Raw genomic sequence first — 19,440 nt, forward strand, 5'->3', positions numbered from 1 at the left:
GGAGCGGATCGCGGGTGACGGACAGGCAAACTTCCGCCGGCGCGCGGGGCTGCGGTCCGCCGCGTCCGCTCCGGCGGGCACCCGGCGAGGGGCCGGGGCCGGGCGGGGCCGCGGTTGTGGGGGCAGGCCGGCGCGTGACGCGGGTGAGCTCGCGCTCGAAGAGCCGGCGCCCGCTTGCCGGGTCCGGCGTCATGGCACGGGCAGCACGTCGAAACCCCGATCCGGTGTCGTCGCCGGATCGGGGTGGTCGGGTGGTGCGGTCGAGACGAGGTCTACGGGGTGGGAGTCGCCGTGGTTGCCGCCTCTTGCGCGGCGGCTGCGGCCTTGGCCGCGGCCTGGAGGGTTTGTACCGGCGTGTTGGTTCGGAGCGCCTCGACGTAGATCAGGTGTTCCGGTGCGATTCGGCCCCGGACCATTCCGTCCTCGATGTCGGCCTCGGTCAGCCAGCCCTCCGCGACGAGCGTCTCGGTCGTGGCCGCCACCTCCTCGGCGGTGGTCGCGGTGAGGCCGGCGAGGAAGGCCACCTCGGCGCGGGCGTCGCCGTTGGCGTCCGAGTGGGCGGTGATGCCGAGGGCGGCCAGTCGTACCTGCGCGGGCTGCTTGCGCAGCTTCTTGTGTGAGATCAGGCGGGCGACCCAGCCCGAGGACCGGGTCCGGGGCAGCTTGCCCAGCGAGAAGCCGGTGGCACCGGGGACGCCGCAGCCGACCGGGTCCTCCTCGGTCGCCAGCAACTCCTCGACGTCGACACTGAGCCACCCGGACGCGGTCAGTTCGCCGACCGCGAGCTCGGCCTCCTTGCCGCAGACGCCGCGCAGATCGGGGCCGGTCAGGTTGGCGACACCCGAACCGACGCCGCGCAACAGGCAAACCAGCGCGAGCAGTCGGGCGACGGGGGCGGTGCCGGGGGCGGTCCGGCCGATGTACGTCAACGCGCCGCGCACCGGTTCGCCCAGGCCGCTCACCGCCCAGTGCCCACCGGGCTCCGCGTCGGGACGCGCGCTCTCCCACGGGATGCCGCGCTGCTGCGCCAACTGCTGGAGTGTGGTCTCGTACGCCCGACGAGCGCGGTCCGCCTCGGCCCGGACCAACCCGGTGCCCAGCGGATAGGGCGCGTCGGCCCACAGGGTGAGCGCGGCGGCCTTGCGCTTGGTCAGCTCGGCCACGACGGTCAGGTCCGCGACGCCGCCGGCCTGATGCGCGCGGAACCCCTCGACGATCGCGGTGAGTTCGGCCAGCAGCGACTCCGGCAGCCCGGGCGGCACGGTCAGCACGCCGAAGCGCCGCAGGCCGGTCTGCTCGCCGGCGTCCCTGGGCCCCTTCGGATCGCGCGGGCGGCGGGTCTCCTTCGCGCCGCGGGGCTGCTCGGCCGTCGTGCGCGGGCTTCGCGGCGGCGGTACGGAATCGGGCGAGGTCGGCTCGCGCAACTCGGGCAGCAGCGGCGACGAGGGACGCGGCGGCACCGGCTTGGCGGTCGGCTCCATCGGGCCGCGACCGGCCACGGACACCTCGATCGGCCCGTCGAGGCCGACCACGGTCAGCGGCGGGGACAGCGCCAGCAGGCCGCTGTCGACCAGATCGCCGGCGATGCTCATCGCGCTGCGCGAGCCGATCGTGCGCCCGTTGGGCCCGGCCAGGCCGGCCACCTCGCGGATGGTGATGCTCTGTCCCGCCGCGGCCGCTGCGGCGAACAGCGCGAACACCCGCAACTCCACCGGGGCCATGCGGTTCACATCCATCGAGCCGACCCTGGCGGCACGCGTCTTCAGAGGCATGTCCACCTGTCTACCGCACCGGGCCCTGCCCCGAAGCCCCATTCGGCCCCAACACCCGAAAGGACTAACCGAACAAGACGCGAACAACCCGAGAAGTCCGCTGCTCACCACCACCCTCGGGCCCGCCCGGCGCGGCGCTTCGTCCGGGTGGGTGTCGCACACCCTGGAGTCCCGCGCCCTGCCTACGGCCCGGGCCCGTGCGCAGACTGGGCGAACCAACCGCCGACCGACAACCCCACGGAGTACGGCATGACCACCGAACCCACCCGGACCGCCGCCGCCCGTGCCGCCGCGCGTGCCGCTGCCGGTGCCGCCGCCATCGTCGACGTCATCGGCATGTGGGTGACCGCCGACGGCCACATCCGCCAGGAACTCCGCGCCGACGGCCGCTACGACGAGGCCAGGGGCACCCGGCGCAGCGCCTATACCGGCAGCTATACCGTCACCGGTGCCCACCTCGACTACCTCGACGACACCGGCTTCACCGCCACCGGCGACATCCGCGACGGCGTGCTCTACCACGAACACCTGATCCTCTACCGCGAATCGGCGCCCGCCGAGCGCTCGTGACCCACCCGCCCCGTCACTCGCCGGTCCGCGCATCGGCCCCGGCCGCGCCGGCCCTCCGCGCCGCCACCGCGTCCGTGTACGACTCGTTCGTGAACGCCTCGCGGGCAACGCCGAGGTCGGCGAGCACCGCCCGCACCACCTCCAGCGCCGCCGCGACCCGATCGCGGTCCGCCACCAGGGTCTCGACCTCCACGAACGTCTCGCCCAGTTCAGGAACGTCCACCACCGAAGCGAGCAGACGCAGACCCGCGCGTTCGAACGCGTAGTTCCGACACCGCTTCTCGAACCGAATCGTCGGCAGGTACCCGAGCCCGCGCAACACCGCGTCCACACCGGCCGCGTCCCCGACCCGCGTCTCGTACTCGGGCTTCGACCCCGACACCGCCTCGACCGGGGCGTCCTTGTACGTCAACACGGACACCACGCCCTCCGCGCCCCGCACCGTCCGGACCCGCAACTCCCGTTCCCCACGCGCCAAAGCCCGCCCGGCATCGTCGTAGTAGGTGTCCTCGTACACCTCCTCCCGCCCGCCGGCGAACCCCTCCAACGCACCGAGGAGCCCCTCCCGATCCCCCACCCGAGCCTTCGACTCCACCTCGATCACGACCCACCCTTCCCACCGACCACCCGAACCGCCGCCTGGTGGAGAGCTTGTCGCGCCTGTACGACGCTCGACGACGAGGACACCAGGATCGGACGGGCCGACGCACGGTGCCACCACCGGACGCCGGCCGGGCCGAAGGATCGCGGCCGCGGCGTCGCGCGTCAGCGGAAGCGGGACCGGTTGGCGGTGAGGAATTCGGCGAAGGTGCGTGGTTTTCGGCCGGTCAGGTGTTCGACATCGGGTGTGGTGGCGGCCAGCGATCCGGTGCCGACGTCGGCCCACAGCGCGGCCACGTCCTCGGCGAATCGTTCGGGGACGCCCTGCGCCTCGAGTTGCCTCGCCATGTCCTCCGGAGTCAGCCCGACGACATGGACCGGTTTGTCGAGCAGCCCGGACAACTGTCCGGCGACCTCGGCCATCGTGAGTGCCTCCGGACCGGTGAGCACGAACGTCTCTCCCGCGCCTCGGGGTTCGGTGAGCAGGACGGCCGCGCACGCGGCGATGTCGTGGCAGTCGATGTACGACACGGGCGCGTCGTCCGCCGGGGCGATCAGGCTCCCGTCGGCGCTGAAGGTGCCCGCCCCGGTGTGGAAGTTCTGCATGAAGCCGCTGGGTTGCAGAAGGGACCACTCGATGCCGGACGCCTTCAGGTGCTGCTCGATCTCCCAGTGCGCACCCTGCGCGAGCCTGCCGCCCCGCCGCGCGTGCCAGACCGAGACCTTGACGATGCGCGCCACCCCGGCCCGCCCGGCCGCGTCGATGAAGGCCCGTTGTCGGGCCACCATCGGCTGCGCCGCCCCGTCGGCCGTCGGTACCGCGCCCGCGTCGTTGAGCAGGACCCGGTCCACGCCGACCAGCGCCGCGGCGATCGAGTCGGGATCGTCGAAGTCCGCCACGACGTACGGGCAGCCCAATGTCCGACCCTTGTCGGCGTCCCGGACGAGTGCGGTGAACGGTGCCTGGAGGTCCTGGAGTCGGCGGACCAGATGTCCGCCGATGGATCCGGTGGCCCCGGTAACCAAGATCATGTGCAGCTCCTTCGAGTGAGGACCCTCGGCTAAACTGAGGGCTCCTCGGAATAATAAGTCGAGGTACCCTCGAATAAGCAAGGGGCAGGTGGATGAGCGGCACCCGAACACGCCGACCGCGCGCCGACGCGCAACGCAACCGCGAGCACATCCTGGAGGCGGCCGACACGGCGTTCCGCGAACAGGGCACGGGCGCGTCCCTGGAGGGCATCGCCCGCCGGACGGGAGTCGCCATCGGAACCCTGTACGGGCACTTCCCCAACCGGCGGGCCCTCGCCGCCGCCCTGCTCCGCGAACGGCACGCGACCCTCTTCGAGTCCACCGAAGAACCACCGGAGCAGGTCACGCCGTTGGCCGCCCTCGCCCGCTGGATGGGCGCGGTCGCGGTACACGCGGCGGCCTACCGGGGCCTCGCCGCGCTGCTGATGGAGGGCCTCGGCGACGAGGCCTCGGAACTGCACGAGGCGTGCGAGCGCATGGCCGCGATCACCGAGAGCCTGCTGAGCACCGCCCGCGACGCGGGCGCGATCCGCGACGAGGTCACCGCCGCGGACGTCCACGCACTGATGAACGCCGCCGCCTGGCTGCGCGAACAAGTGCCACCGACACAGGCCGAACACCTCCTGGGCCTGATGGTCGACGGGCTACGCCCGGGCGGCGAGGACCCTGCGCCTGGCGACCGACCGGAACCGACGGCGGATCTCGGAGCTATTCCCGGGTCGTGGTGATCTGTTCGACCAGGTGACGGCGCAGGACCTGACCGGTTGCGGGAGTGCGGGGGAGTTCGGATACGTAGACCACGCGGCGCGGGTGCTTGTGGGTGGCGAGTCGGCCCGCGCAGGCGGCGCGCAGTGTGCTGAGGCCGGGTGGCCTCGCGGGGTCGGTCGGCACCACGACCGCGCAGATCAGTTCGCCCCAGGTCGGGTCCGGCAGGCCCACCACGGCCGCCTCGCGGACCCCCTCGGCCCGAAGCAGCACCGCCTCGACCTCGCCCGGCGCGACCGCCTCGCCTCCGGTGCGGATCAGCTCGCCCATCCGGCCGACGATGCTCAGGTAGCCGTCGGCGTCCACCGTCGCGAGGTCGCCCGTGTGGTAGCTGCCGTCCCGCAACACCGCGCGGGTGGCCGCCTCGTCGTCGAAGTAGCCGTCGAACAGCAGCGGCCCGCGCACGCACACCTCGCCGTCGGCCCCGAGCCGGACCTCCTGGTAGGGGCTCGGCACTCCGCAACTGCCCGGCTTGCGCGGCACGTCGACGCCGTCGAGCGCGGCCACGTTGCCCGCCTCGGTCGAGCCGTAGAAGACGCGGAGCACGGCGTTCGGGGCGGCCTGGGCGATCGCCGCGAGCAACTCCGGCGGGGTGCGGGACGTACCGGTGTCGGCGAACCGCAACGTAGCCAGCGTGCCGCCGCCCGACCCCTCCTCCGCCGCGAGCGTGTCCAACACCCGCTGCCAGACCGCCGGTACGCAGTTCAGCCGGGTCGCGCGGTGTCGGCGCACCGCGGCCACGATCTGCGCGCCGTCCGGCCGGGCGACCAGGACCACCGTGTCCCGCGCCTGCCATTGCTGCAGCGCGATCGTCCAGGCGCCCATGTGGAACAGCGGGTACGGGCACACCATCGCGCCGCGCGGTTCGAGTTGCGCACCGGGATGGGTGCGCAGCACGTTCGTGCGGTGGGAGAGGATCACGCCCTTGGGCCGACCGGTGCTGCCGGACGTGAAGAACAGCACGTGCGGGTCGGTCTCCCGCGGACCGTCGCAGGTCTCGCCAGTCTCGCCGGCCCCGTCGCTCCCGCCGCGCGGCGCGGCGTGCCGCGGATCCGCCGAGCCCCCCACCTCCGCCAGACCGAGCACCGGCACGCCGAGCGAGGCGCCCACCGCCGCGCCCGGCACACTCTCGTCGGCGATCATCAGCGCCGGCCGGGCCACCCGTACCGTCGCGGTCGCCTCGGCCGCGGACAGCCCCGGGCTCAGCGGGACGTACACCGCGCCGATCCGGGCCAGCGCCACGAACACCGGCAGCACGTCGAGCGTGGTCCCGTTCCAGCACGCGACCCGGTCGCCGCGCCGGACGCCGGCCGCACGCAGCGCGTGTGCGGTGCCGGACGCCGCCGCGTGCAAGGCGCCGAAGGTGAGCGCGTCCTCGCCCAGGACCGCCGCCGGCCGGTCCGGGACGGCTCGGGCCGCGCCGGTGAACACGGCGTCGATCACCAGACCCTCGTGCGCCATCGCCACCCCCTTTCGTCGGTGCTCCATGCCGGTGTGACAACCCCGGTCAGCGGTCCTTCAGTTCGACGATGATCTCGTGATAGCGCCGCTCGCCGACGTTGACCGCGGTCTCCACGCCGCCGCGCCGCATCGGGACGACCACGCCGGGCACCACGTCGGCGGCGAAGTACTCGCGGTACTCGCCCTCGGTGTCCGGCTCGGGTTCGACCGCGATCCGGTCGCCCGCGATCTGGATCAGGTAGTAGTCCAGCTCGTGCCGGTGCGCGTCGCTGCGCGCGCCCGGGGCGAGTTCGAGTTCCCAGATCCGGACCTTGTCGTCCTCGAACAACACCCGGGTACCGATCCCGCCGAGGGTGCGCTCGGCGGCCGGCTCGCCCGTCGCGGACACGGTTTCCTCGCTCATCTGCTGATCCGTCCTTGGGTCGCTGGGGTGGGATGGGCGTTGGTGGTGACGGTGATGGGCGGCCGGGGATTCAGCAGCCCGCGTCCGGGTCGATCCGGTTGCGGAGTTCCGCGCCGGCCAGATACCGGGCCAGGTTGTCGCGGAAGAGCCGGAAGACCTCGGTGAAGTGTTCGAGGGCCGCGCTGGAGCAGTGCGCGGACAGGTACAGGTTGGGCGCGTCCCACAGCGGGTGGTCGGCGGGCAGCGGCTCGGCCGCGACCACGTCCAGGGCGGCCCCGCCGAGCCGGCCGCCGCGCAGCGCCGCGATCAGGTCCGCCTCGACCACGAACGACCCCCGGCCGACGTTGCAGTAGAACGCGCCCTCGCGCATCGCGGCGAACGCGGCGGCGTTCATCGTGCCGACCGTGTCCGCGGTCTCCGGGGCCGCGGACACCACCGCGTCGCAGCCCGCCAACATCTCGTGCAGGTCGTCCGGGTGGAAGAGCCGGTCCACGTGCTCGGCGGGCACCTCCACCCGACGCCGGGTCGCGTGCACCGTCATCCCGAACGCCTGGGCTCGGCGCGCCAGTTGCGATCCGATCCCGCCGACGCCGATCAGCCCCAGAGTCCTGCCCCGGATCAAACCGCCGAACGCCGGCTTCCAGCGCCGCGCGTCCTGGAGCGCGTCCAGCTCGCGATGCCGTTTGAAGAACGCGAGCAGCCGGGCGAAGACGAACTCGGCGATCGGCGTGCCGTTCACGCCGGCCGCCGTGGTCAACCGGATCCGCTCGGTGGGCAGGCCCGCCGAGAGCAGTTGCCCGTTGCCCGCCGCGCAGCTCTGTACCCAGCGCAGTTTCGGCGCCAGGTTCGCCACCTCGAACGGCAGGTCCGCGACCAGCGCGATCTCGGCCCGGGCCAGCAGGTCGCGCTGGTCGGCGGTCAATTCGGGGGCGAGTTCGCGCAGTTCCGGGCGGGCCGCGGCGCCGGGACGGCCGCGCTCGGTGCGCAGGTGCTCGGGCTCGACGTAGCGGCAGTCCACGATCTCCAGCCGGGGATCGAGCGCGCGCACCGCGTCGAGGTCGGCCGCGAGTACGTGCGCGGGCCGGATGTCCCAGGCCGAGGGGTACATGACGGCGACCACGATGGACGGCCGATCGGGTTCGGCCTCGGGCCCGTGCGGCTGCTCGGGGGCGGGCGACTCACTCACGCGGGTGTCCTCCGGTCCTTGAGTACGCCGAGGGTGTGCGTCGCGGCGTGCGTGTTCGCCAGGTAGTCGGGCGCGGCGGCGGTGTCCACGAACCAGCCGGTCGGGCACATGGTCAGGATCTCCACGAACGAGAAGCCTTCGCCGCGCAGTTGGGTCCGGAACGCGTTCTTGATCATGCGGGTGGTGCGGGTGATGTTGACGATGTCGTTGACCGCGCCGCGCGCGACGTACGCGGCGCCGTCGAGTCGGGCGATCAGGTCGGCGAGTCGGATCGGGTAGCCGTGCACGGCCGCGTCGCGCCCGTCGAGCGTGTTCTTGGTGCGCTGGCCGAGCACGGTCGCGGCGGTCATGTGCCCGCCGGTCTCGCCGAATACACCGTTGTTGAGCATGAAGCACGTGACGTTCTCGCCGCGTGCCGCCGTGTGCAGCACCTCCTGGAGGCCCTCGTTGACCATGTCGCCGTCGCCCTGCACGGTGAACACGAGGGTGTCCGGCCGGCAGCGCTTGACGCCGGTGGCCAGGGACGGGGCCCGGCCGTGCAGGGCTTGCAACACCTCGATGTCGAGGTTGTTGGAGTAGGCCGTGTAGCAGCCGATCCCGAACACCGCGATCGCCTTGGTGACCTGGTCCAGCTCCTGCACCTGCTCGACCATCGAGCGCATCGCGATCGGCTCGCCGCAGCCCGGACACAGGTGATGCGCGCCGACGTCGATCAGGTCGGGGGTGAAGTCGTGCACGAGCCGGGCCCCGCAGGTGGGCGCGGTGGCGGTGGTGGTCAGCACGGGCAATTCGCGGCGTCCGGCGGGCTGCGGTCCCGGCCGGGGGCCGGACCGGGGACCGGACACCGGGCCCGGCGTGGTGGCCGCGCCGGTCGAGGAGCCGCTCGTCGGCATCCCGGCGGTCATCGGGGGTCCGCCGCGACTCGGGCGTCGACGGCCGGATCCCGGTCGGCTGCCGGATCGGGACCCGGACCCGGACCCGGACCCGGATCGGCGGCGGCCGGAGCCCGTGCCGATCCGTCGCCGGCCGACGCGAACACGGCCTCGATCCGCCGCCGCATCGCGCCGACGTCGAGGTCGGGCGCGATGCCGAAGCCGGACGAGTCCAGGCTGAGCCGGCCGATGAACCGCACCGGCGCCGCGCCGAGCACGGCCAGGCGTACGTCGTCCACCATCTGTCCTCCGCTGTTCTCGTACACCGCCACCACCCGCGCGCCCGCCGCCGCGGCGCGCACGATCTCGCTCGGGAAGGGCACCAGCGTGATCGGGCGCACATAGCCGACCCGCAGGCCCAGCGCGCGCAGGTCGCGAACGGCCTGGCGGACGTACAGCGCGGGCGTTCCGTAGGCGACCACCACGACCTCGGCATCGACCAGGAACCCGGTCTCCGCGCGGGGTTCGGTCTCCGCGACCATGCGTTCCATCGTGCCGCCGTGCCGGGTGTAGAACTCGGCCAGGTCGTAGCCGGCATCGGTGCGATCGCCGGCGTGCCGCTGCTTGCGGTCGGACAGCGGCGAGACGAGCTTGGCCGCCCCGGTCCCGCCGGACGAGCCGTCCAGCGCCCAGTCGCGCGCGGGCGGCGGGCCGAAGTCGCGCGGCCGGACGTCGACCGACACGTGCGTGTGGGCCAGGTAGTAGTCGCCCATCACCAGCACCGGGCTGCGCCAGAACTCGGCCAGGTGGAAGGCGTACTGGGTCAGCTCGACCGCCTCGCGCACATCGCACGGCGCGAGCACCAGGTGCCGGTAGTCGCCGTGCCCGCCGCCGCGGGTGGCCTGGAAGTAGTCGCCCTGCGCGCGCGCCATGTTCAACACCACCAGCGGCAGCCGCGCGTACACGATCTCGGCCAGCGACTCCTGCATCAGCGACAGGCCTTGGCCGGTCGACCCGGTCGCGGCCGGCGTACCGGTGGCGGCGGCGCCCCACGCCATCCCGACCGCCTCCAACTCGCTCTCCGCGTTGACGCAGACGCCGTCGACCTCGGGCAGCCGGGCCGCCATGTGTTCGAGCACCTCGGTGAACGGCGTCATCGGGTAGCCGGCGAAGAACCGGCAGCCGGCCGCGATCATCGCCTCGCCGATGGCGGCCGAGCCGGGCAGTACGGGCGGGCGGGTGTCGGCCGGGGTGCCTGGCCTGCTCATCGGCGGTCGCCTCCGGTCTCGTCGCGGGGTTCGTCGTACCGGTAGACCTGGAAGACGAAGTCCGGGCAGACCGCCGAACAGGCCTTGCAGGCGATGCAGCCGGGCAGGAGCTGCGGATAGCGGTAGCCCCGGTCGTTGACCTCGTCGACGGTCATCCGCAACACGTCCGCGGGGCACGCGTCGACGCACAGGTCGCAGCCCTTGCAGGCGTCGACGTCGATCACCAGGGTGCCCTTGCTGAGCACCGGTTCTCCGGGCCGCGTGGCCGCCGGGCCCGGGCCGCTCACGCGTACACCGGCCAGGCGCGCAACGCCGGTCCGGCGTGCGCGTGTCCCATCCGGAGCGCGCTGCGAATGCCGTCCGCGTGTTGCCTTCGGTACGGCGGCAACACCTCGGCGGCGGTGTCCAGCAGGGTGTCGAGGGCGACGACGGCGGTCGCGGCCGCGTACGCGCCGAGCGCGATCATGGTCACCGCCGAAGGGTTGCCGGTGCTCGCGGCCAACTCCGAGGCGGGGACGGGCACGAGCCGGCCGACGGTGGGCGTCGCACCCGGGTCGCACAGGCTCGTGTTGAGCACGAGCAGGCCGTCGTCGTGCAGTCGGGAGTAGACGCCGCCCGCGTGTGCGGGGTGCAGGACCAGGCCGGACCAGGCCGAGGCGACGGTCGGCGGACTCTCGACCGGCGCGTCGCCGAGGACGAGCGTGGTGTCCGAGTTGCCGCCGCGCATCATGCCGCCGTAGGACCCGAAGTACATCGCGTGTCGGCCCTCGGCCACCGCGGCCGCGGCGAGCAGTGCGGTGGCGAGCTGGATGCCCTGACCACCGATCCCGGTCAGGAGAACCTCGCGCTGCATGGAGACCCCTTCCTCGCTGCTTCTGCTGCCTGGGAGAACCGTGCGGGGAGGTACTCGGAACGCGGTGAGTATCTCTGAGAACGCCGTTCCGGATAGTATGATGCAGCGTTCCGGCACACAAGAGCGTCGGAGAATCGAAGGTGGGGACCGCCGATGGACGGGGTCGACGGGCTCGATGGGGCCCAGGCGACGGCGAACTCCGAGGGCCTGGTGGGCAACGCGGTCCGCCGGCCGCTGGAGGCGCGCTGGGCGGCCTACGAGCAGGAGGTCCGCCGGCTGATCGACGCGACCTACCGGGTGGTCGAGCGCACCGGCAGCCTCGATCCCACGATGCGCGACATCATGCGCGAGTCCGGGCTGTCGAACCAGGCGTTCTACCGGCACTTCCGGTCCAAGGACGAACTGCTCGTGGCGATGCTCGACGACGGCCGACGGCAAATGGCCGCGTACCTGGACCGCCGGATGTCGACCGCACCCGACGTCGCGGGCAAGGTCGCGGCCTGGATCGAGGGCGTCCTCGCCCAGGCCGGCGACCCGATCGCGGCCGCCCGCACGCGGCCGTTCGTCGCCCACCAGGACCGCCTGGCCGACCTGTTCCCGACCGAACAGCGCGACTCGATCGAGGCGATGCTCCGCCCCCTGCGCGAGGCGTTGGCCACCGCGCCGACCCCCGACCCCGCGGCCGACGCCCTCGCGATCTACCGCCTGACCCTGGCCACCCTCCACGACCACCTGCGCACGGGCACGGCGGTCGCCCCCGAGGACCGGGCCCACACGGTGCGCTTCGCGTTGGCGGGCGCGGGTGTGAGCGCGAACTGAGGCATTGCCTCAGTGCGCGACGGACGCCCGCGAGGATCGTCGGATGCGGACGATGTCGTGGTCGTGGCCGATGGAGAAGCCGGAGTCGTTCGGCTCGGCGCAATTGGTCAGGACGTAGTGTTCGAGGGCCTTGCGGCTCGGCAGCGGGTCGCGGGTGGCCAGGTCCGGGACGTTCACCATGAACTCGGCCACCGCGAGGGTGTCGGCCAGGTTGTCGGCACGAAAGCGCACGGGCAGCGTCTCGATGCTCCAGTCCTCGACGAGGCCGTCGTCGGCCGCTCGAAGCGCGCTCGCCGTCGCCGACAGGTCGAAGCGGACGTCGAAGAAGTGCCGCACGAGGCGCATGCACTCGTTCTCCGGATTCTGGAGCGCGAGGACGAGTTCACCGCCCGGTCGGACCCAACCCAGCATGCGCCGCACCGTGGGCAACCAACGCGGCTCCGGCAGGTAGTAGAGCATGTGCGAACACAGCGCGAAGTCGGCGACGGCGGGCAACTCCACCGCTTCGACGGGATCGCCCAGCACCTCCGCGTCCGGGCAGGCGAGGCGGAGCGCGGTACGCATGTACTCGCCGGGTTCGATGGCGATCGTGCGCTGGAAGTAACGGCCCAGGTAGCGGGTGGTCGCACCGGAACCGGCCCCGATGTCGACGAAGACCGAACGACGGGGCAACTGTTCGACCAGCGTCCTCAGACGGGCGTGGGTCACGGCCTTCTCGTCCGATCCGGCGAGGAAGAGTTCGAATGCCTGGCGGTATTCGTCCCCGGCGACGTCCAGGATCCGAATCGGGTCGGAAGGGGATGCTCCGGCGGGTGGCAATGCCATGCGGTTCGGCCTCCCCGCGAGGAGGGTCCCCGCAGATCGCTGTGGTCGTGGGACACCACGCTACGCGGTCGCGGGGACCCGATCCCGGATTGTCGAGGACAAGCGAACCGCGGTCGCCCGGCCGGCCGAACCACCGACACCCGGGCCCTGCCTCACAATCGCAGCCAGGCCGCGGTGTCCGAACCGAGTCGGTTGTCGTCGGTCAATGGCCCACTCGTCAGCAGTGGTTCGGCGTGTTCGGGAAGCTCCACCGGCTCCCGGCCCAGGTTGACCACACACGCGAACCGGTCGCCCCGGGCGAACGCGATCACCTGCGCCGGCGCCCCCGGCAACCAGGTCAGATCGCCGTCGCCGAGCGCCGATTCCGCGCGGCGCAGCCGGATCGCGGTCCGGTACAGGGTCAGCATCGAGTCCGGGTCGGCGCTCTGTGCCTCGGCGGTCCGGTCGGCCCAGTCGGCCGGCTGCGGCAGCCATGGCGGTGCCGACGCGCGCGCCGGGCTGAAGCCGTACGGCGGTGCGTCCCCCGACCAGGGCAGCGGTACCCGGCAGCCGTCCCGGCCCGGCGAGGTGCCGCCCGAGCGCAGGGCCATCGGGTCCTGCAACGCCGCTGCCGGGATGTCCTCCACCTCGGGCAGCCCCAACTCCTCGCCCTGGTAGACGTAGACCGCGCCGGGCAGCGCGAGGGTGAGCAGCGCCGCCGCCCGGGCCCGACGGGTGCCCAGTGCCGGGTCGGTCGGTACGCCGCGCGCCTTGTCCGCGAAGCGGAACGAGGTGTCCGCGCGGCCGTACCGGGTCACCGTCCGGGTCACGTCGTGGTTGGCCAGCACCCAGGTCGCGGGCGCGGAGACCGGGGCGTGCGCGGCCAGGGTGTCCTCGATCGAGGCGCGCAGCCGGCCGGGTTCCCACGGGCAGGACAGGAAGTCGAAGTTGAACGCGGTGTGCAACTCGTCCGGCCGCAGGTAGCGCGCGAAGCGCTCGGTGTCCGGCAGCCAGATCTCGCCGATCAGCGCGCGCGGATCCGGGTACGAGTCGGCGATCGCGCGCCACGAACGGTAGATGGCGTGCAGCCCGTCCAGGTCGACGTAGGGGTGCGGGGCGGTCGAGTCCGGATCCAGGTCGGGCAGCGCCGGATCCTTCTCCAGGAGTGCCGCCGAGTCGATCCGCACCCCGGACGCGCCCCGGTCGAACCAGAAGCGCAGTACGTCCTCGTGCTCCGCGCGGACGCGCGGGTGGGCCCAGTTGAGGTCGGGCTGGCGCGAGTCGAACAGGTTGAGGTACCAGTCGCCGGGCGTGCCGTCCGGGTCGGTGGACCGCGTCCAGGCCGAACCGTGGAACTCGGACACCCAGTTGTTCGGCGGCAGTTCGCCGTGCTCGCCGCGTCCGGGCCGAAACCAGAACAGCTCGCGCTCGGGTGCCGTCGGGTCGGCGATCGCCGCGCGGAACCACGGATGCTCGCTGGAGACGTGGTTGGGCACGATGTCCACGATGGTGCGGATGCCCAGCTCCAGCGCGTCGGTGATCAGCTTCTCCGCCCCGGCCAGGGTGCCGAACTCCGGTGCCACGCCCCGGTAGTCGGCCACGTCGTAGCCGCCGTCGGCCATCGGCGAGGGATACCAGGGGCTGAACCACAGCGCGTCCACGCCCAATTCGGCCAGGTACGGTAGCCGCGCGCGCACGCCGGCCAGGTCCCCGGTTCCGTCGCCGTCGGCGTCGGCGAAGCTGCGCGGGTACACCTGGTAGATCACCGCGCCGCGCCACCACGGTGCCGCCTGCGCTCCCTGTCGGCCGTGCTCTGCCACGTCGGCGTTCCTTTCGATGGAAGGAGAGGAGAGGAAAAGGAGCGGGTGCGGGCGAGGGGAGGTCTACTCCTTGACGCCGCCCGCGCTGATCCCGGCGATGATGTGCCGCTGGAAGACCAGGAAGACGGCCACCATCGGGATGCTCGCGATCACCATCGCGCCGATCAGGTAGGTCAGCGGCAGACTCGCGGACAGTTGCACCAGCGCGACGCTGATCGGCTGCTTGTCGGTGTCCGGGAAGACCAGCAGCGGCCACAGGAAGTCCTGCCAGACCGCGACCACCGCGAAGATCGACACCACCCCGAGCACCGGTCGCGACATCGGCAGCACGATGTGCCACAGGGTCCGCAGCGGCCCGGCGCCGTCGATCGACGCCGCCTCCAGCACGTCGTCGGGCAATTGGTCGAAGAAGCGCTTGAGCAGGTACAGGTTGAACGCGTTGGCCACCGACGGCAGCCAGATCGCCCACGGGGTGTTGAGCAGGTTGGTGCCGACGAACGGTACGTCGATCGCGGTCAGGTACTTGGGCACGAGCAGCGCGGACGCCGGCACCATCAGCGTGGCCAGGATCGCGCCGAGCACGATCTGGCCGAACACCGGTTTGAGTTTGGACAGCGCGTACGCCGCCGCCGTGCACAGCACGATCTGGAAGAACCACGCGCCGCCCGCCTGGAGCGCGGTGTTCCTGAGGTAGCGGGCCAGGTCCATCCGGCGCCACGCCTCGGCGTAGTTGTCCGCGTGCCATTCCTTGGGCACGTAGGTCGGCGGGCTCTGCAACATCTCGTCGGGGGACTTGAACGCGCCGGTGACCATCCAATAGATGGGGAACAGGAACGCGGCGGTGAAGCCCGCCAGGGTGAGTGCGAAGACCACCCAGTACGTGATCCTGCCTCGCCTGCCGCGCAGTCGCATCGGCGAGACGAGGGTGCGTACCTGCGCGCCGGCCCGGCGTCGGGAGCGTTCCGCCGCGCGATCCGCCCGCCGATTCGCGCGTCGATTCGCCCGGGCGCCGGCGCGCCCGCCGCCGGATCCGATCGTGATCGTCATCGCCGGCCCCCTAGTCCTTCGTCCGGGTCAACCGCAGGTACAGCGCGGAGAACGCCGCGAGCAGGATGAGCAGCAGCACGCTGAGCGCGCACGCGCTTCCGTAGTCGCTGTAGACGAACGCGTATTTGTAGATCAGGTACAGCACGGTGATGGTGGAGTCACCGGGTCCGCCGCCGGTGATGACGAACGGTTCGACGAACACCTGCATCGTGGCGATGATCTGCAGGAGCATCAGCATCAGGATGATGAACCGGGTCTGCGGGACGGTCACGTGTCGGATGCGCTGCCACAGGTTCGCGCCGTCCAGTTCGGCCGCCTCGTACAGCTCGCCGGGGATGCCCTGGAGCGCGGCCAGGTAGATCAGCACCGTGCCGCCCATGTTGGCCCAGGTGGCGACCAGGACCAGCGAGATCATCGCGGTGTCCTCGCCGTTGGTCCAGGTCGAGGTGGGCAGGTGCGCGGCGCGGAGCACCTCGTTGAACAGGCCCGGTCCCGGGTCGAAGAACCATTTCCACATCAGCGCGGTGACCACCGGCGGGATCATCACCGGCAGGTAGACCGCGAGTCGGAAGAACGCCCGGGCGTGCCGCATCTCGTTGATCAGCAAGGCCAGGACGAACGGCACCACGAAGCCGATCACCAGGGCGAGTCCGGTGAAGTAGAAGGTGTTGCGCCAGGCGGCGGCGAACTCGGGGTCGTGGAAGACGGTGGTGAAGTTGTCGAACCCCACCCACTCGGTGCCCGCGTCGGCCCGGCCGCCGGTGCGCTGGAAGGACAGTTGGATGGCCCGGATCGCCGGGTACCAGGAGAACAGCGCGAAGCAGAGCAGGCCGCCGGCGAGGAATCCGTACGCGGTCAGGTTGGCGGTGATCGTGCGGCGCAGGCGGGTTCGGTCCTGCGGGTGGAGGGCGGGGCCGCCTCGGGGGCCGGTCCGGGAGCCGCCGGGTCGCCATCGGGCCCGGCCCGGGGGGTCCGGCTTGGAGACCGCGACCGTGGTTGTCATGGCGTGCGCTCCCTCACTGCTGTCGCTTGTCGCCGCTGTCGTTGCCGCCCGCGGGCAGGTGGGTGGGCCGGGGCGGCCGCTGATGGGGGGTGCGCGGGCAGCGGGCCGAGTGCCGGGGCCGGGGTGGTGTCCCGGCCGGCCCGTCGGGCGTGTGGGGAGGGCCCGGTGGGGACCGCTGCTCGCGAGCCGGGGCTACTTGGCCAGTTGCTGGGTGATCTTGGTGTTCGCGTCGCCGAGCAGCTTGTCCAGGTCGGCGTCCTTCTTGGTCAGCACGCTGGAGACCACGCCGTCCAGGATCGAGTAGATCTGCTGGCCGTTCGGGGGCTCGGAGATCGCGGGGACCGTGGCGCCGGCGAAGCTCGCGTAGTTCTCCACCGGCAGGTTCGCGTTGGCCGCCTTGAGGTCGACGTTGGACTTCGCGGCGCCGCCGGTCCAGATGGCCGGCTCGGGCAGGCCGACCGGTTCCTTGTCGGTCTTGCCCCGGGCCCAGTCGTTCAGGCCCTTGCCCGGGGTGAGCGCGAGGAAGTCGAGCCACTTCAGGCCCGCCTCGATCTGCTCGGGGGTGCACTTCTTGTTGAACATGTAGCCGTCGCCGCCGGCCAGGGTGCCCTTGCCCTCGGGCATCGGCGCGATGCCCAGGTCGGCGAGCTTGCCGCCGAACTCGTTGACGATGGTGGGGATGTTGTCGGGCGCGGCCAGGAACATGCCGAGCCGACCGCTGCCCATCATCTGCTGGACGTCCGCGATGGTCAGCAACTGCTTGCTGCCCATGCTGTTGTCCGTCCAGCGCATGTCGTGCAGGGTCTGCAGGACGGCCCTGCCCTCGGGCGTGTTCACGGTGCCGGACTTGCCGTCGGCGGACACCGCCGCGCCGCCGCGCGAGTACAATTCGGCGACGAAGTGCCAGCCGCCCTGGTTGCTCGCGCTGTAGTCGGCGTAGCCGACCGTGCCGCCGCCGCTGTCGGCGATCTTCTTGGCCGCGGCACGGACCTCGTCCCACGTGGCCGGCGGTTTGTTCGGGTCCAGGCCGGCCTTGGTGAACAGCGCGCGGTTGTAGACCAGGCCCATCGAGTAGTTCGTGCGCGGTACGCCGAAGGTCTTGCCGCCGGCGTCCTGGAAGTACTTCACCAGGTCGGGGCGAAGTTCCTTGCCCGCGACGAGCTTGTCCATGTGAGCGCTGATGTCGGCCGCGCCGCCGCGGGCCAGCACGGTCTGCACGTTGGTGTAGTTGACGTAGAACAGGTCTTCCATCCGGCCGCCGGACAGCTTGGCCTCGAACGTGGTCGGGTCCGAGCAGGGGAACGCGTCCTTGGACTCGATGCTGATGTTCGGGTTGGCCTTCTCGAAGGTGGCCACGTCCTGTTCCCACTGCTTGCGGTCGACCTCGGCGGTGCGCGGCGGTTTGCAGTTGACGGTGATCGAGACCTTCTTGCCGCCGCCGGTCGCGGTGGTGTTCGCGGCGCCCGAGGGGTCGGCCTTGGCGTTGTCCGCCTTGTCGCCGGAGTCGTCCGAGCAGGCGACGCCGGCGAACAGGAGTCCGGCGGCGACGAGGGCGGCGGAGGATCTGCGGTACTTGGGCGTGGTGTCGCGCAGCCGGCGTGCGCGACGGGTTTCACGGATCTGGCGCATCTGAAGAGCCCTCCTCGTGGGGACCCGTCGGCCGCCGGGTCGCCGGCTGCCCGCGGGGGATTGCGGGCAGCACGACATGGCCCGGGGGCGGCCGTGCGGATCTCGGTCGGTACTCGATGGAACCCGACGATGGAACGAACAGGCGCAGACGTCCGGGAAGGTGCGTTCCGGACCCTGCGTGGCGCTGCACACTCAACCACGGGGGGCCAGGGCTCTACAAGATGTCGACGAGATTTCGCAAATTAGCGACAGTGATTGGCGGTTCGCTCGATGGCAGCCCGCAGAATGCCGCCTTTCAGTTGGCGGTGGGATCGGCGGAGCGGTCGTCCGGGGTGTTCCGACCGGCCGCCGGAACCGGCCCCGACGACTTGCGCAGCACCAACTCCGGCTCGAACAGCAGCTCGTCGTGGGTGACCCGGGTACCGGCGATCTCGGCCATCAGCAACTCGACCGCGGCCCGGCCCATCAGCTCGATCGGCTGGCGTACGGTGCTCAGCGGCGGGTCGGTGGCCGACATCAGCGCGGAGTCGTCGTAGCCCACGATCGACACATCGCCCGGAACGTGAAGTCCCAGGCGGCGTACGGCCCTTACCGCGCCGAGCGCGAGCGGGTCGCTGGCGCACACGAGTGCGGTGATGCCGCGATTGATCAGCCGGGTGGCCGCGGCCTGGCCGCCCTCGGGGGAGAACAGGGCGTGTTCGATCCGGTCCTCGGGGAGGTGCACGGCGAGCCGGGCCGCGGCCAGTTTGCGGTTGGAGGGCACGTGGTCCGGCGGGCCGAGGATCATCCCGATCCGGTCGTGGCCCAGCGCGGTCAGATGCGCGATCGCCTGCTCGGCGGCGGCCGCGTCGTCGCAGCTCACCCGTGGGAAGTCGAGGTTGTCCACGGCCGCGTTCATCAACACGGTGGGCAGGTTGCGCTCGGCCAGGCGGGCGTAGTGGCCGTGCGGCGAATCGGCCTGCGCGTACATGCCACCGAAGAAGATCACCCCGGAAACGGCCTGGTCGAGCAGCATCTCGACATAGTCGGCCTCGGTCACGCCGCCGGCCGTCTGGGTGCACAGCACGGGTGTGAACCCGCGTTGCGCGAGCGCGCCGACCACGATCTCGGCCAACGCCGGGAAGATCGGGTTCTGCAACTCCGGCAACACCAGCCCGACCAACCGGGCCCGCTCGCCGCGCAATTGGGTGGGCCGCTCGTACCCCATCACGTCCAACGCGGTCAGCACCGCGGCCCGGGTCCCCTCCGACACCCCCGGCTTCCCATTGAGCACGCGACTGACCGTCGCCTCGCTCACTCCAACCTTCTTCGCAACCTCAGCAAGTCGACGCACCATGCGCGCAAGACTAGTACGAGCAACGTCATCTTTTTGCACGATCACGCAAGTCTTGTGCAGGCAGGGGCGGGCGCGCGGGCACGGGGCGGCGCGGGCCGCCGACGTCCACCGTCGCGCTCCGCCCCGCGGCACCCGGGTGGTGCGGACCCGGGGCCGGCGCGAGGGCCCGCCAACGCCTACCGGCCGCCGCACCCACCACG

The 19,440-nt window shown here is 71.9% G+C and carries 19 protein-coding genes; 3 read left to right on the forward strand and 16 right to left on the reverse strand.

Translation table 11 applies throughout. The annotated features are described in order from the left end of the window. Positions 1-272 precede the first annotated feature (272 nt). A complete protein-coding gene (locus tag ACWCPW_RS03990; protein ID WP_449759993.1) occupies positions 273-1,772 on the reverse strand; it encodes a hypothetical protein in 1,500 nt (499 codons plus the stop codon). A gap of 336 nt (positions 1,773-2,108) precedes the next feature. Between ACWCPW_RS03990 and ACWCPW_RS03995 the strand changes: the two genes are divergently transcribed. After that, entirely contained in the window at positions 2,109-2,342 is a 234-nt protein-coding gene (locus ACWCPW_RS03995; protein ID WP_449760214.1) for an Atu4866 domain-containing protein, read from the forward strand. 13 nt (positions 2,343-2,355) lie between these two features. Here the strand turns inward: ACWCPW_RS03995 and cyaB are convergent, their stop codons facing one another. After that, positions 2,356-2,946 (reverse strand): class IV adenylate cyclase, encoded by a 591-nt coding sequence (cyaB, locus tag ACWCPW_RS04000; RefSeq protein WP_449759994.1) that lies wholly within the window; start codon positions 2,944-2,946, stop codon positions 2,356-2,358. Between the two features lie 161 nt (positions 2,947-3,107). Continuing rightward, on the reverse strand, positions 3,108-3,974 hold the full coding sequence (locus ACWCPW_RS04005) for an SDR family oxidoreductase (RefSeq protein WP_449759995.1): 867 nt from the start codon (positions 3,972-3,974) through the stop codon (positions 3,108-3,110). A gap of 92 nt (positions 3,975-4,066) precedes the next feature. On the opposite strand from ACWCPW_RS04005, the gene ACWCPW_RS04010 reads away from it, so the two are divergent. Continuing rightward, positions 4,067-4,702, forward strand: a complete 636-nt coding sequence (locus tag ACWCPW_RS04010) for a TetR/AcrR family transcriptional regulator (protein ID WP_449759996.1) — start codon at positions 4,067-4,069, stop codon at positions 4,700-4,702. On the opposite strand, the gene ACWCPW_RS04015 is transcribed toward ACWCPW_RS04010, so the two are convergent. From ACWCPW_RS04015 to ACWCPW_RS04045, 7 genes are all read right to left on the reverse strand, one after another. Continuing rightward, on the reverse strand, positions 4,683-6,227 hold the full coding sequence (locus ACWCPW_RS04015) for a class I adenylate-forming enzyme family protein (RefSeq protein WP_449759997.1): 1,545 nt from the start codon (positions 6,225-6,227) through the stop codon (positions 4,683-4,685). The genes ACWCPW_RS04010 and ACWCPW_RS04015 overlap by 20 nt on opposite strands. Before the next feature lie 19 nt (positions 6,228-6,246). Continuing rightward, positions 6,247-6,603, reverse strand: coding sequence for a hypothetical protein (locus tag ACWCPW_RS04020; protein WP_449759998.1), 357 nt, complete (start codon positions 6,601-6,603; stop codon positions 6,247-6,249). Between the two features lie 70 nt (positions 6,604-6,673). Further along, a complete protein-coding gene (locus ACWCPW_RS04025; RefSeq protein ID WP_449759999.1) occupies positions 6,674-7,789 on the reverse strand; it encodes a D-2-hydroxyacid dehydrogenase in 1,116 nt (371 codons plus the stop codon). Next, positions 7,786-8,694, reverse strand: coding sequence for a thiamine pyrophosphate-dependent enzyme (locus ACWCPW_RS04030; protein WP_449760000.1), 909 nt, complete (start codon positions 8,692-8,694; stop codon positions 7,786-7,788). The genes ACWCPW_RS04025 and ACWCPW_RS04030 overlap by 4 nt, the downstream gene beginning before the upstream one ends. After that, positions 8,691-9,929 (reverse strand): hypothetical protein, encoded by a 1,239-nt coding sequence (locus ACWCPW_RS04035; protein ID WP_449760001.1) that lies wholly within the window; start codon positions 9,927-9,929, stop codon positions 8,691-8,693. Before ACWCPW_RS04035 ends, ACWCPW_RS04030 begins: the two co-directional genes overlap by 4 nt. Next, positions 9,926-10,174 carry a 4Fe-4S dicluster domain-containing protein gene (locus tag ACWCPW_RS04040; RefSeq protein ID WP_449760002.1) on the reverse strand — a complete coding sequence of 83 codons (249 nt, stop codon included), beginning with the start codon at positions 10,172-10,174 and terminating at the stop codon, positions 9,926-9,928. The genes ACWCPW_RS04035 and ACWCPW_RS04040 overlap by 4 nt, the downstream gene beginning before the upstream one ends. A 38-nt stretch (positions 10,175-10,212) precedes the next feature. After that, entirely contained in the window at positions 10,213-10,782 is a 570-nt protein-coding gene (locus tag ACWCPW_RS04045) for a 2-oxoacid:acceptor oxidoreductase family protein (RefSeq protein WP_449760003.1), read from the reverse strand. Positions 10,783-10,935: 153 nt separating this feature from the next. Between ACWCPW_RS04045 and ACWCPW_RS04050 the strand changes: the two genes are divergently transcribed. Then, positions 10,936-11,601, forward strand: coding sequence for a TetR/AcrR family transcriptional regulator (locus ACWCPW_RS04050; RefSeq protein WP_449760004.1), 666 nt, complete (start codon positions 10,936-10,938; stop codon positions 11,599-11,601). Between the two features lie 9 nt (positions 11,602-11,610). On the opposite strand, the gene ACWCPW_RS04055 is transcribed toward ACWCPW_RS04050, so the two are convergent. From ACWCPW_RS04055 to ACWCPW_RS04080, 6 genes are all read right to left on the reverse strand, one after another. Beyond that, positions 11,611-12,426, reverse strand: coding sequence for a class I SAM-dependent methyltransferase (locus tag ACWCPW_RS04055; protein WP_449760005.1), 816 nt, complete (start codon positions 12,424-12,426; stop codon positions 11,611-11,613). A gap of 152 nt (positions 12,427-12,578) precedes the next feature. Beyond that, positions 12,579-14,225 carry a glycoside hydrolase family 13 protein gene (locus ACWCPW_RS04060; protein ID WP_449760006.1) on the reverse strand — a complete coding sequence of 549 codons (1,647 nt, stop codon included), beginning with the start codon at positions 14,223-14,225 and terminating at the stop codon, positions 12,579-12,581. A 63-nt stretch (positions 14,226-14,288) separates the two neighbouring features. Continuing rightward, positions 14,289-15,272 (reverse strand): carbohydrate ABC transporter permease, encoded by a 984-nt coding sequence (locus ACWCPW_RS04065; RefSeq protein ID WP_449760007.1) that lies wholly within the window; start codon positions 15,270-15,272, stop codon positions 14,289-14,291. A 10-nt stretch (positions 15,273-15,282) separates the two neighbouring features. Then, entirely contained in the window at positions 15,283-16,275 is a 993-nt protein-coding gene (locus ACWCPW_RS04070; protein ID WP_449760008.1) for a carbohydrate ABC transporter permease, read from the reverse strand. 192 nt (positions 16,276-16,467) lie between these two features. Further along, positions 16,468-17,904 (reverse strand): ABC transporter substrate-binding protein, encoded by a 1,437-nt coding sequence (locus ACWCPW_RS04075; protein WP_449760009.1) that lies wholly within the window; start codon positions 17,902-17,904, stop codon positions 16,468-16,470. A 295-nt stretch (positions 17,905-18,199) separates the two neighbouring features. Continuing rightward, entirely contained in the window at positions 18,200-19,240 is a 1,041-nt protein-coding gene (locus ACWCPW_RS04080) for a LacI family DNA-binding transcriptional regulator (protein ID WP_449760010.1), read from the reverse strand. Between the last annotated feature and the right edge of the window lie 200 nt (positions 19,241-19,440).

It is taken from the genome of Embleya sp. NPDC001921 (genome assembly GCF_053594475.1).